Here is a 13,192-nt window from a genome sequence, read left to right on the forward strand (position 1 = left end):
ATGAACCAAGCAGCATTGCACCAATTACTGGCCTCCAAGGACATACATGGTAAAAAAGGTAAATCTACTACGGAATTATTTAGGCAAAGATTTCATACCAATCTAACCTATATTAAGGATTTGTTTTTTTCGCTTTATCCTGAGGCGGACAGTACGTACTTGTCCGAAAAACTACCGGCGAAATTAGAATCACTCTTTAAGGAACGGCCCTCTGAATTAAGGGAACAGGACTTAAATAGACTTCAAGAAGGAAATTGGTACCAAAGTGAAAAATTGGTGGGCATGCAATTGTATGTCGATCGTTTTAGCAAGGATTTAAAAAGTTTACAAGAAAAGTTACCTTATTTTCAAGACTTGGGGGTAAACTTTCTTCACTTAATGCCAATTACGACAAGGCCCAAGGGTGAGAACGATGGTGGCTATGCCGTGAATAGTTACCATGAAATAGATCCGAGATATGGCTCAATGCAAGACTTCACGGAACTTTCTAGAAAAGCCCGTGAAAATAAAATCATCCTGATGCTGGATTTTGTAGTAAATCATACCTCGGATGAATTTGAATGGGCTCAGAAGGCAAAAAAGAGGGATAGAAAATACCAGGAGTTCTACTACACATTTGACGATCGAACCATACCCGACGCATTTGAAAAGACCTTACCCGAAATTTTTCCCGAATCGGCACCGGGAAACTTTACCTATATCCAGAAATGGAAAAATGGGTGATGACCGTTTTCAATAACTATCAATGGGACCTCAACTATAAAAATCCGGAAGTTTTCTTGGAAATGTTGGGAAATTTATTGGCCTTGGCCAATATGGGAGTGGATGTTATCCGGTTTGATGCATTGGCATTTTTATGGAAAAAACTGGGATCATTTCTCAAAATTTACCGGAAGCCCATGCCTTAATTTCTTTGTTTAGAATGTGCCTTCAAGTAATCGCCCCCGGGGTTATTCTTTTGGCCGAGGCCATTGTAGCACCCCGGGACATACTAAAATACTTTGGGGAAAACCAATATGAGGGGAACGAATGCGAAATAGCCTATAATGCTTCCTTAATGGCCCTTCTTTGGAATTCAATTGCAACCAAAAAATGCTCTTTGATGCTAAGGAGCTTAAAAGGAATACCGAGTAAGCCCATGGACAGCACTTGGATAAATTATATTCGTTGCCATGACGATATTGGATTGGGATATGATGATAATTTTGTACGGGAAATGGGGTGGGAACCTTTTCCACACAAGCAATTCATCCTAAATTACTTTTGTGGGAGATTGGAGTGGTCACCTTCTAAAGGCCTTATGTTCATGTATAATCCCAAAAATGGGGACGGACGGATTACAGGTAGTGCCGCATCACTATTAGGATTAGAGTCGGCCATGGAACAGGGCAATGAGATAAGCATTTCCTATGCCTTGGATAAGATAATTATGATGCACGGAATCATTCTGTCCTTTGGAGGTATCCCCCTCATTTATGCAGGTGACGAAATAGCTACATTGAATGATTACTCTTATCTAGAAGATGAAAAACATAAAAACGATAGCCGTTGGGTAAACAGGCCAAAACAGGATTGGAAAGTTGTTGAAAGTCTTGAAAAATCGAATAGTCCTGCCTCAAAGGTATACCATTCATTGAAAAAAATGATAGCGCTGCGGAAGGATCATGAAGTTTTTGCGGATCATAATAACATCATCCTACATGAAACCCCTAATCCACATATTTTTGTTTTTGAACGTACGTTGGACGACACATCAATATGGGTAATTTCAAATTTTGATGAGGTTTCACAATCATTGGATATTTCATGGCTTCTATCCATTGGTATATTGACTGGTGAGGATTCGGTGGACTTGCTTTCCGAAAAACCGCTGACCTTAAATGAAAATAAGGACCTTTATATAAAACCTTTTGGTCATCACTGGGTAACAAACCTTTAATTGTATTTTACCTTTCGCAAAATTCTCAAAGATTCCTTTAGGGAAGTATAGGTATTGGGATATTTGTCCTTTACCAAGTTTTTAGCAAGATCCATTTTATCCCGGGCCTCTTCAAAACCATTGAGATAGCATATTAAATAGGTATCAGCCAAATAATTCAAATCCTCTTTTTCCATGGGCTTCAATGCCATATTGTTCTTGATTTTTGAAATCAATGCGTTGCTGCTGTTGTACACATGAAACAAAGTTTTTCTATCATACTGCGGCGGTTCGAATAACAATTTGGATTCAATTTTGTAAGTGCCGTTATCCTTAAACCGTATGACCACTTTTTCCAAAGGATAATATCTTTGTTTGAACTCCAATCCTAAATGAACATATTCCATTGTTGAGAAAGAATTGTCGTCAAAATCTATGGTTACCTCATCCAAATCCGAATAAAACAATTTCACCTGTTCATTGATTAATTCTATGTCAACCCTATAGTAATACGTCTGCCCTTTAACCACTTTTGTATTCCCTGCCCAGCAAACCACAAACTGCTCCTTAAAAACCTTATAATCACTCTCAAGATCCTTGTGCCGGTTGTTCAAAAAATCGATGACACCATCCAACGTCAATTCAATGTTATTTCCGGCATGTTGTTCAATCGTCGCCACAATGTCCGAATTAAGATCTTTTAGCTCCACCCCAAAAGCCTTGGGTAGACTAATACTCCCTTCCCTAAAAAAAACGGAACCCCCATAATACTTCCATATGTTTTTGCGCAGAGCACAGACTTTTCCGATGGATCTGATAGTGACTAAACCTACCACCTTTCCTTCGCTTAAATGAGGAAAAGGTATGTTCTCATAAGAAATGATGGGCGGGTTTTCCGAGATAGGCATTGACCAAATTTTGAATTTTACTGTCATCAAAAAAATCTACGCCCACAATGGTATTGTCCTCGTCCTCAACCCCTACGACGATAAAGGAATTATTCTTAGGATTGCTGTTTGCCAAGGCGCAAACATGTTTCAAAAATTTTGCCTTGCCTTCTTTTTCCCCGATAGCAATAAAACGCTTTTTGTCGTAAAAACTATTCTCGTCATTATGGGCAAGCAAGTTTTTAACAAGTAAGCGTTTATTGATCATACCTTTTTGTTAACTATAGTGGAGGATGCTTGGGCAGTGGGCATTACAATTAGGTCAGCAATATTAACGTGATACGGTCTCGGTAACCACAAAATAAATAATGTCGGCTATGTCTTCAGGTCTTAAAGGTTGAAATCCTTTATAGACATTATCCGCCCGTTCATCATCTCCCTTAAACCGCACATTGCTAAATTCAGTTTCCACCGGACCGGGATTTACGGCACCTACTCGAATGCCATACTGATTCAAATCAATACGCATGCCTTGATTAATGGCGTCCACGGCATGTTTGCTAGCACAATAGACATTCCCTTTTGGGTACACTTCCTTACCTGCAGTAGAGCCTATATTAATAATATGCCCTTCTTTCCTTTCGGTCATTTGTGGCAGTATTGCCTTGGTAACATAAAGCAATCCCTTCACGTTGATATCCATCATAGCGTCCCAGTCATCCAAAGAACCTTCTTCGATTGGGTCCAATCCATGTGCATTTCCAGCATTGTTTATAAGGATATCTATTTTCGAAAAACCCGCGGGCAAAGACTGTATCACTCTCTCAACAGCTTCCTTATCCCTTACATCAAAACAAAGAATATGAACTTTCACTTGTTTTTCAAGGGCTTCCTTAAGTTTCCTTAAGCGATCTTCCCGTCTTCCACAAATGACTAGGTCTATCCCATTATTTGCAAAAAGTTCTGCAGTTGCTTTTCCTATTCCACTGGTAGCACCAGTTATTAATGCCGTTTTGCTCATTTTTCAATTTTCTATGCTACTTCGCTCCCGTTACTTGCCTCCAACAAGAGAAACCAATCCTCCAAGTCTATTTGAATGGCCAAAGCATTCATGGCCAAAGCCAATCTTTCAGGAGTGGCTGTTCCTACAACGGGGTAAATATTCGCAGGATGCCGTAATATCCAAGCAAGTAGTATTTGGTCTTCAGTAGCATCATATTTTGCTTTTAATTGTTCTAATGTCTTTTGAATTCGTTTGGTTTGATCTGAAGATTTTCTAAAATAAGTTCCTAGTGGGCTCCATGCCATCGCCAATCGGTCATGTACGACACAGTCATCAAGGGTGCCGTCTTCCATGGCATCATTATGGGTCAAGGAACATTCTACTTGGTTTCCTTCAACCTTTACAGTGGTTTCCAACAATTTTATTTGTGAAGGTGTAAAGTTTGAAACTCCAAATTGTTTTATTTTACCCTCTTGTTTTAATTTCGATATTGCCTCGAAAATCTCACTCGCATTCATCAGCGGGCTCGGCCTGTGCAATAAAAGAAGGTCTAGATATTCCGTTTTCAATTTTTTCAATGACTGTTCTACTGACCAAATGATATATGTACTACTATAATCATAGTGTTTCACCTTATTATTCCTAGTTTCAGCCTTAAACTGAATTCCGCATTTGCCAATAAATTGAACCTTTTCCCTCTTTAAGCCGCTTTTTGAAAAGGCTTCACCAAAATCCGATTCCGTTGTGTAATCACCATAAATATCAGCATGGTCAAATGTTGTAATCCCAAGGTCAACACAGGTGTTCATCAATTGCACCATTTCATCGGTTGAAAGTCTTTTTCCCCATTTGCCCCAAGTCATAGTGCCGGCAATAATTTTGGAATATTCCGTAGTACTTTTCATAAGGAAGTTAAATTAAAAAGAAATACCTTAAATACTTCACAAAAATAAGGCCTTCTCGCATTTTTTAACCAATCGTTAACAGCTACTCAACCAATTAATTTTCAATTTGCACAACTGTTAAATTTTTAGCTAAATTTCGCGAAAATAGTAACTGATACATGGAAGAAAATACAACTGTAGACATAAGTGCGGTCAATGAGAAAATAGCACAGGAAAGCGCATTTATAGATTTACTTGTTCTTGAGATGAATAAGGTCATTGTAGGACAAAAACATATGGTGGAGAGATTGTTGATTGGACTACTGGGGCAAGGACATATCTTGTTGGAAGGTGTTCCTGGTTTGGCAAAAACATTGGCCATCAATACGTTGGCCAAGGCCGTAAAGGGAAGTTTCAGTAGAATTCAATTTACTCCCGACCTTTTACCCGCGGACGTTGTTGGAACACTTATTTACAACATAAAGGAAAATGATTTCTCCATAAAAAAGGGTCCAATTTTCGCAAACTTTGTTCTTGCGGACGAAATCAATAGGGCGCCGGCCAAGGTACAGTCTGCACTTTTGGAGGCAATGCAGGAAAAACAGGTGACCATCGGGGATGAAACCTTTGTCCTTGATAAGCCCTTTTTAGTAATGGCCACACAAAACCCAGTAGAACAGGAAGGTACTTATCCTCTGCCTGAAGCTCAGGTAGACCGTTTTATGCTAAAAACGGTAATAGATTATCCCAAAATGAACGAAGAACAGTTAATTATGAGACAGAATCTTTTGGGAGGATTTGAGAATGTTAAGCCCGTAGTAACGTTAAATCAGATTCTTAGTGCGCAAAAGGCGATCCGTGAAGTCTACATGGATGAAAAAATCGAAAAATATATTCTTGACATCATTTTTGCGACGCGATACCCGGAAAAATATAACTTGGAGAAACTTAAACCGTTAATTAGTTTTGGAGCGTCTCCAAGGGGTAGTATAAACCTTGGCAATGCGGCAAAATGTTACGCTTTTATAAAGCGTAGGGGCTATGTAGTTCCGAGAAGATGTTAGGGCCGTTGTTCACGACGTTCTTCGACATAGAATAGGAATTACCTACGAGGCCGAGGCCGAAAACATTACGTCCGAAGAAATCATCAATAAAATCGTAAACGAAATAGAAGTACCATAGATCAGTTCACGGGTGACATCGAAAGATATCTTTTCGTTTTAAAGCGGAAATATATTTTATGTTGATTGCTGCATACTAATTACTGTTTACTGAATAAAATGGATACCAAAGAATTACTCAAAAAAGTTCGTAAGATTGAAATCAAGACGCGTCGTCTGTCCGACCATATTTTTGGTGGGGAATATCATTCTACGTTCAAGGGTAGGGGTATGACCTTCAGTGAGGTAAGACAATACCAATTTGGCGACGATGTAAGAAGTATAGATTGGAACGTGACCGCCCGCTACAACGAGCCTTTTGTAAAAGTCTTTGAAGAAGAGCGTGAACTGACCATGATGCTCATGGTAGATATCAGCGGTTCGGAATTCTTTGGCACCAAAAATCAGTTTAAAAATGAAATAGTCACGGAAATATCAGCTACTTTGGCCTTTAGTGCCCTGCAAAACAACGATAAGGTCGGTATTATTTTGTTTTCCGATGAGGTAGAACTGTTTATCCCCCCTAAAAAGGGAAAGACCCATGTACTAAGAATCATTCGGGAATTGTTGGAATTCAAACCAAAAAGCAACAAAACGGATATCAGTGAGGCCCTTAAGTACCTAACCAACGTGATGAAGAAGAAGGCGATCGTATTTGTGCTTTCGGATTTTATTGCTACGGACTACGAAAAAACTTTAAAAATTACGGGCAATAAACACGACGTGACGGGAATACGGGTTTATGACGAACGTGAGGAAGCAATCCCAAATCTTGGTATGGTACAAATGGTGGATGCCGAAACTGGTGCCCTACAATTGGTCAACACACAATCCAAAAAAGTACGTAATTCCTATGCTGAATTTTACAGGGATCGCGTGGAATATTTCAGGGAAACCTTTACAAAATCGGGATGTGGGGTTTTGGATTGCAGGGTAGATGAAAGCTACGTAAAAAAGTTATTGGGTTATTTTAAAAGAAGAGGATAAAAAAATGCGTCATAATAGAAACACATACTTTTCAATTTCACCATGGGTGTGTTGTGTGTTCTTTTTATGCGCCACTATGTTCACTTTTAAAGTAAGTGCCCAGGAGAATCCTCAAATTAATACTTCTGTAGATACTACTTATATTAAAATTGGAGAACAAATCCATTGGAAGGTTTCTGTGGATGTAGATTCTACAGACCAGGTAATTTTCCCTGAGGGGCAGACCTTTTCGCCACTAGAAACCGTGGAGGCGTTTGCAACGGATACGACCAGAAAAAAGGATAGACTTACCTTACAAAAAATATATGCGCTTACCCAATTCGATTCAGGATCTTATAAACTACCAACACAGCGCATAGAAATCAATGGAGTAGGGTATTTTACCGATAGCATGATGATCAATGTAGAAACCGTTCCTGTGGATACGGTGGCTCAAAAAATGTACGACATAAAACCTTTGATCAATGTGAACAAAAGCTATACCGGCTGGTGGAAATATTTGGTCATTGGGCTTTTGATAGTATCGGTTCTTGGAGGGCTTTTTTATTGGTTCGTTCTAAGAAAAAAACCTTTGACCCAAGAGGAGAAAGAAGCTTTGTTGCCTGCTTATGACAGAGCTCTTTTGGAACTAAAACGATTGGAAAATTCCAAGTATTTGATTCAAGATGAATTCAAGGAATATTATTCTGAATTGACCACCATCGTAAGAGCCTATCTCGGAAGAGGATGCGCATGTCGCCGCCTTGGAAAGCACTACAGGGCAATTAATAGAACGACTGGAACTCTTGAGCGATTCCGGAGAACTGGAATTGGACAAGGATACCATTCAGCAATTCAAGAACATTCTCCAAACAGCAGATTTGGTAAAGTTCGCCAGGATCAAGCCTTCTACCGCAGTTGCCGAACAAGACCGAAAATTAGTAGAGCAAATAGTGGTCAAGACCCATGATGCACTCCCTGAACCTACAGAAGAGGAATTAATGCAACAAGCGGAGTATTTGGAAGAATTAAGCCGAAGAAAACAAAAAAGAAAGCTTGTAATTGGACTCTCCACCTTGGCAGGAATCATTGTGCTCGGGGTCGTAATCGCTGGTTTTAAGTACGGATTCACCTACTTGAAGGATTCCGTGATTGGGCACCCTACCAAAGAATTATTGGAGGGTGAATGGATTTCCAGTTCCTATGGGTTTCCTCCCATTATTTTGGAGACCCCAAAAGTATTGGTACGGCAAGAAGTGAAACTTCCGCCGAAGCCAAGGCCAACATCCAGGACATCCAAGCCTTTGGTTACCATAGCCCAATAGGATTATTCACCGTGGCCACGACTTCCATAACCATGAATCAGGAGGTGGAGGCCGCTTTTGAGCAGACCATAGAACAAATCATACAAGGCTTTGAAGCCCAGGGAGCAAAGAATATTATTACGAAGCAAGAGGAATTCTCAACTATTAGTGGTGTAAAGGGGATAAAGATTTTTGGTAATGGGGATTTCCCCGTTCCTGGTTCCAAAGAGTTGGTAAAGGGGGAGTACACCGTGCTACTTTTTGGTGGAAAGGGATTTCAGCAGAACGTTATACTTACTTGGTTAGATGAGGATACCTATGCGCAGGATATCGTTGATAGAATTCTTAGCAGTGTGGAGGTAAAAACAGATGTTTAAATGTTAGATAATATATCATATGCAAATCCGGATTTCTTTTGGCTGTTATTATTGCTGCCATTGGCTATAGCATGGTATATTTTCAAACGTAAGGAGGAAACGGCTGCCTTAAAAATCGCGACCATCAAAAGCTTTAGGCACAAGAGTTTACTTCCAAAGTTAAAACCTGGACTTTTTGTTTTGAGGCTCTTGGCATTGAGTGCCATTATTGTAGCCATGGCCGGACCCCAAACGGAAGATATATCCACCCGAACCAAAACCACAAGAGGTATCGATATTGTAATGGCCATTGATGTCTCCTCAAGTATGTTGGCAAGGGACTTAAAACCCAATCGCCTTTCCGCCCTTAAGGAAGTCGCTGCCGATTTTATAAAAAAAAGGCCCAATGATCGAATTGGTTTAGTGGCCTACGCCGGTGAAGGGTATACTAAAACACCCATTACTACGGATAAAAACATCGTTCTAAATTCCTTACAGGAAATTACCTATGGCCAATTGGAGGACGGTACGGCTATTGGTATGGGACTTTCCATATCGGTGAATAGACTAAAGGAAAGCAAGGCCATAAGTAAAATCATTATTCTTTTGACGGATGGGGTAAACAATTCGGTTTCATTGAACCACAAACTGCTGCGACCTTGCGGTAGAATATGATATTAAAACCTATACCATAGGTTTGGGCACCAATGGTAATGCCCTATCCCCTATTGCGTATAATGCAGACGGTTCCTACAGGTACGGGATGCGACAAGTTGAAATCGATGAGGATTTATTGAAAAATATTGCCGACGTTACAGGTGGAAAATATTTTAGGGCTACGGATAATGAGACCTTGGAAGAAATCTATGATGAAATCAACAAACTGGAAAAAACGGATATCGAGGAATTCAAGTATTACCGCTATGAGGAAAAGTTCAGACCTTGGGTACTGCTCGCCGGAGCACTACTTCTTTTGGAATGGATTTTGAGAAATACGGTATTTAGAAGCTTTATATAGGGAATGATTCAATTAGACGAGAAAATATACTTTTATCTGCTATTCATCGTACCGGTGATCATAGTCCTTTTTCTGTTGCTTCTCGTTTGGAAAAAAAGGACACAAAAGAAGTTTGCCGATACCAATCTGCTTAAAAGATTGACACCTACAAGGTCTTATTACAAAGGCACTTTAAAGCTCATTTTCTTTCTTTTGGGACTATCAGCATTGATTATGGGACTTGTAAATCCCAAAATTGGCACCAAATTGGAAACCGTTAAGAGAGAGGGCGTTGACATTGTTTTTGCAGTGGATGTTTCCAAAAGTATGCTGGCCGAGGATATTGCTCCCAACAGATTGGAAAAAGCCAAACGTTTGGTTTCGGAAATTATCAATCAGTTGGCTAGTGATAGAATTGGAATTATTGCCTATGCAGGACAGGCCTTTCCACAATTGCCGATCACTACGGACTATGGAGCTGCAAAAATGTTCCTACAAAGCATGAACACGGATATGCTCACCTCACAAGGTACAGCTATCAATGAAGCCATAGAATTGGCAACAACTTTCTATGACGATGAGGAACAGACCAATAGGGTCTTGTTTATAATTTCAGATGGAGAGGACCATTCTGAAGATTCTACTTTGAGCGCAGTAGAAAAAGCCGTTGATGAAGGAATCACCATTTACACGATTGGAGTTGGGATCGAAAAAGGCTCCGTAATTCCCATTAAAAGAAATGGCATTATGGAATCCCTAAAAAAGGATGCCCAAGGACTTGTGGTCATTACTAAATTAAATCAGGAAGTGCTCACCGAAATTTCCAATGAGGGCAACGGCGAATATATTGACGGTAGCAATACAGAAGCTGCTGTCGAGTTCATCAAGGAAGAGTTGTTGCAAATGGATAAAAAAGAGTTCGAAGCCAAACAATTTGCTGAGTACAAGGATCAATTTCAATGGTTTCGGGAGCCGGATTATTGTTCCTATTTTTGGAAATATTTATCTTGGACCGCAAGACAAAATGGTTGAAGAAACTCAATTTGTTTAACGATAAACATCCGGAATAAAATGAGAAACCTGATATATACATTATTATTCCTTTTCATTTCCGTTCCTATTATTTCGCAGGAAGAGGATGCAAAGGAAAAGGAGAGGGCTTTGAGGACCTCTACCAATCTCACATGGGATGGAAATAAAAATCTATCCGAAAACAACTTTGTACAAGCCGAAGTAGATTACAGAAAGGCCATTGCAAAAAGTCCTGAAAATGCTGCGGCTCCTTATAACCTTGGTACCGCATATTATAACAATGAAACTTACAGTGAAGCATTTGGACGGTTTAAGGAAGCTGGGGAAGTAGCCACTTCCAAAAAGGAAAAACATAAGGCATACCATAATATGGGCAATGTTTTTATGAAACGAAAAGACTATCCAAAGGCCGTTGAAGCTTACAAGGAGGCGTTAAGAAATGACCCTACGGACGATGAAACCCGTTACAATCGGCCCTAGCAAAGGAAATGCAAAAAAAGGAGGAAGAGGAAAACAAGGACAAGAACGACGAAAATAAGGATCAGCAAGACCAAGAGGATAAAAAAGACCAAGATCAAAATAAAGAAGGGGATAATAAAGACGATCAGAATCAAGACAATAAAGATCAAGGTGAAGATGGGAATGAAGGAGATAAGGGAGATGAAAATAAGGATGAAAACAAAGAAGGGGATGGTGATCAAAAAGAGGAGCAGAATAAGAAACCCGAGCAAGGAGACCAACCTCAGGACCAACCTCAACGAAAACCAAATCAGCTTTCAAAGCAACAAGTAGAAAACTTATTGAGGGCTATGCAAAATGCCGAAAAACAGGTTCAGGAAAAAATAGATGCCAAAAAGGTGAAAGGCGCAAAAGTGAAAAACGAAAAAGACTGGTAGACAAAGATCAATGATTAAAAGACTTTTTTTCTCGGTTCCATTATTCTTCTTCATTCTGTCCATGCAAGGACAGGAAGGGGATGCCGTAACCTTTGAAATGAAGTTGAGCAAACCAAAACTGGGGCTGAATGAACGTCTCAGGGTTGACTTCACCATGAACAAGGACGGTGATAACTTTAATCCCCAGATTTTAGTGGATTTCGAGTGTTAATGGGTCCTTCACAATCCATCAGTTCTTCCTGGATCAATGGGGTGAGAAGTTATTCCAAGACCTATTCCTACACCTTGGCACCAACTGCAAAAGGTACATTTACCATTGATCAGGCGACCATTGTCATTGCTGGTAAAACGTATAAATCCCTACCAAAGGAAATAGAAGTGACCGCGGCGGTCGATAAACCAAGTGATCAGATGACCGCAGAAGATGTAGCGGATGAAAACCTTCATTTGGTTGCAGAGGTTTCGAAAAACAACCCCTATCTAAACGAGGCGATCAGTGTGGTCTACAAGCTTTATGTAAGTCCTAATATAAGCGTTTCCAATTATCAACCTTTGGATAATCCAACGTATAATAATTTTTGGAGCCAGGATATTAAAGTTTCTAGGTTGACGGCACAGAATGGAACCTATCAAGGGAAGCCCTACCGGTATGTCGTTTTAAAAAGGGTGGTACTATATCCACAAAAGGTAGGTAAATTGGAAATAGAGCCCCTATCCTTGGACGTAACTGTAGATGTTCCAACGAGCAGAAGGGACTTCTTTGGTGGTAGAATCTATTCCCAAACAAATAAAACGGTTTCAGCCGGAAATCGGGTCATTGATGTAAAAAACCTTCCAACTGCCAATCAACCGGTAAATTTCACGGGTGCCGTTGGTGAGTTCGATTTTTCGGTAAATACCACAAAAACAGATCTCAACGCCACAGAATCCCTACAAGCAACCGTTGAAGTAAGTGGCAAGGGAAACCTAAAATTGTTCAAACTTCCTGAACCGGAACTTCCCAGCTCCTTGGAAGTATATGAGCCAGAATTTACCGAGGATGTAAGAACCAACCTAAGTGGTATGCAAGGAAAGGTAAGTAATAGTTATACGATTGTACCTTCTTTCAGGGGTAAGTATCCAATTCCCGCCATCTCATTTAGTTTCTTTAATCCAAAAACGGAAAGATATGAGACCCTAAATTCAGAAGAAATCATAATCAATGTTCTTGAAGGTCCCAACAATGGTAGTAACCTTTCAAATCCAGCTGTTGGACAACCTAATAAACAACAAGTGGTTGCCACTGGTAATCAGTTCAATTTCATAAAACTTACCCCCAACCTCTCGAAGATAGGTACTTCGTACTTCTTTGGTTCTACCAACTATTATTTGTGGCTTTTTGTCCCTTTATTATTCATTCCTTTGGCAATATTCCTTCGAAAGAAAAGGGATGCCATTGCTGAAGATGTAGTGGGAAATAAGGTTAAACGTGCTAATAAATTGGCCGGAAAATATCTTTCAGCCGCAAGAAAGGAACTTGGCAACAAGGATGCTTTTTACATTGCCTTGGAAAGGGCCTTGCATAATTACCTAAAAGCAAGATTAAAAATAGAGACCTCTGAATTCAGCAAGGATAAAATTTCAGAATTATTATTGAAAAAAGGGATTGATGAACCTACCATATCAGAGTTTATAGGGTTGTTGAAGAATTGTGAAGCGGCCGAGATATAGTCCGTTTTCAAAGGTAGAGATGCAACGGGACTACGACAAAGCAAGTGAAGTAATCTCATTAATGGATAAACAATTTTAG

General features: G+C 39.8%; 7 protein-coding genes and 7 pseudogenes. 11 read left to right on the plus strand and 3 right to left on the minus strand.

Features of this window, described 5'->3' with window-relative positions:
- The 3 genes from NYZ99_RS18845 to NYZ99_RS18855 are packed head-to-tail and all read left to right on the plus strand — an operon-like array spanning position 1 to position 1,939.
- Positions 1-723, plus strand: coding sequence for an alpha-amylase family glycosyl hydrolase (locus NYZ99_RS18845; protein WP_260572667.1), 723 nt, complete (start codon positions 1-3; stop codon positions 721-723).
- Complete coding sequence (locus NYZ99_RS18850; RefSeq protein WP_260575330.1) at positions 708-908, plus strand: hypothetical protein; 201 nt, start codon at positions 708-710, stop codon at positions 906-908. The genes NYZ99_RS18845 and NYZ99_RS18850 overlap by 16 nt, the downstream gene beginning before the upstream one ends.
- 14 nt (positions 909-922) lie before the next feature.
- Complete coding sequence (locus NYZ99_RS18855; RefSeq protein WP_260572668.1) at positions 923-1,939, plus strand: alpha-amylase family protein; 1,017 nt, start codon at positions 923-925, stop codon at positions 1,937-1,939.
- Here NYZ99_RS18855 and NYZ99_RS18860 read toward each other — a convergent pair.
- From NYZ99_RS18860 to NYZ99_RS18870, 3 genes and pseudogenes are all read right to left on the minus strand, one after another.
- Positions 1,936-3,073: pseudogene (locus NYZ99_RS18860) on the minus strand (DUF5929 domain-containing protein). The gene NYZ99_RS18855 and the pseudogene NYZ99_RS18860 overlap by 4 nt on opposite strands.
- Positions 3,070-3,826: pseudogene (locus NYZ99_RS18865) on the minus strand (SDR family NAD(P)-dependent oxidoreductase). The pseudogenes NYZ99_RS18860 and NYZ99_RS18865 overlap by 4 nt, the downstream one beginning before the upstream one ends.
- An 11-nt stretch (positions 3,827-3,837) precedes the next feature.
- Positions 3,838-4,713 (minus strand): aldo/keto reductase, encoded by an 876-nt coding sequence (locus tag NYZ99_RS18870; RefSeq protein ID WP_260572669.1) that lies wholly within the window; start codon positions 4,711-4,713, stop codon positions 3,838-3,840.
- A gap of 158 nt (positions 4,714-4,871) precedes the next feature.
- On the opposite strand from NYZ99_RS18870, the pseudogene NYZ99_RS18875 reads away from it, so the two are divergent.
- The 8 genes and pseudogenes from NYZ99_RS18875 (at position 4,872) to NYZ99_RS18915 (ending at position 13,192) form a co-directional block, all read left to right on the plus strand.
- Positions 4,872-5,874 (plus strand): annotated as a pseudogene (locus tag NYZ99_RS18875) (AAA family ATPase).
- A gap of 98 nt (positions 5,875-5,972) precedes the next feature.
- Entirely contained in the window at positions 5,973-6,839 is an 867-nt protein-coding gene (locus NYZ99_RS18880; protein ID WP_260572670.1) for a DUF58 domain-containing protein, read from the plus strand.
- Between the two features lie 4 nt (positions 6,840-6,843).
- Positions 6,844-8,499, plus strand: a pseudogene (locus NYZ99_RS23100) (hypothetical protein).
- Positions 8,500-9,496 (plus strand): annotated as a pseudogene (locus NYZ99_RS18900) (vWA domain-containing protein).
- A 3-nt stretch (positions 9,497-9,499) separates the two neighbouring features.
- Positions 9,500-10,545 (plus strand): annotated as a pseudogene (locus NYZ99_RS18905) (VWA domain-containing protein).
- A gap of 1 nt (position 10,546) precedes the next feature.
- Positions 10,547-10,987 (plus strand): tetratricopeptide repeat protein, encoded by a 441-nt coding sequence (locus NYZ99_RS22465; protein WP_338039146.1) that lies wholly within the window; start codon positions 10,547-10,549, stop codon positions 10,985-10,987.
- A gap of 8 nt (positions 10,988-10,995) precedes the next feature.
- The gene (locus NYZ99_RS22470; protein WP_338039147.1) at positions 10,996-11,403 is read left to right on the plus strand and encodes a hypothetical protein; all 408 of its coding nucleotides are present in this window, start codon (positions 10,996-10,998) and stop codon (positions 11,401-11,403) included.
- 61 nt (positions 11,404-11,464) lie between these two features.
- Positions 11,465-13,192 (plus strand): annotated as a pseudogene (locus NYZ99_RS18915) (BatD family protein).

Source organism: Maribacter litopenaei, assembly GCF_025244665.1.
Taxonomy (GTDB): Bacteria; Bacteroidota; Bacteroidia; order Flavobacteriales; family Flavobacteriaceae; genus Maribacter; species Maribacter litopenaei.

Excerpts from the sequence above, each read along its gene's own strand:
- NYZ99_RS18850 (WP_260575330.1), top strand. The coding sequence starts at position 708 with ATGGAAAAATGGGTGATGACCGTTTTCAATAACTATCAATGGGACCTC.
- NYZ99_RS22470 (WP_338039147.1), top strand. The coding sequence starts at position 10,996 with ATGCAAAAAAAGGAGGAAGAGGAAAACAAGGACAAGAACGACGAAAAT.
- NYZ99_RS22465 (WP_338039146.1), top strand. The coding sequence starts at position 10,547 with ATGAGAAACCTGATATATACATTATTATTCCTTTTCATTTCCGTTCCT.
- NYZ99_RS18855 (WP_260572668.1), top strand. The coding sequence starts at position 923 with ATGTGCCTTCAAGTAATCGCCCCCGGGGTTATTCTTTTGGCCGAGGCC.
- NYZ99_RS18870 (WP_260572669.1), bottom strand. The coding sequence starts at position 4,713 with ATGAAAAGTACTACGGAATATTCCAAAATTATTGCCGGCACTATGACT.
- NYZ99_RS18845 (WP_260572667.1), top strand. The coding sequence starts at position 1 with ATGAACCAAGCAGCATTGCACCAATTACTGGCCTCCAAGGACATACAT.
- NYZ99_RS18880 (WP_260572670.1), top strand. The coding sequence starts at position 5,973 with ATGGATACCAAAGAATTACTCAAAAAAGTTCGTAAGATTGAAATCAAG.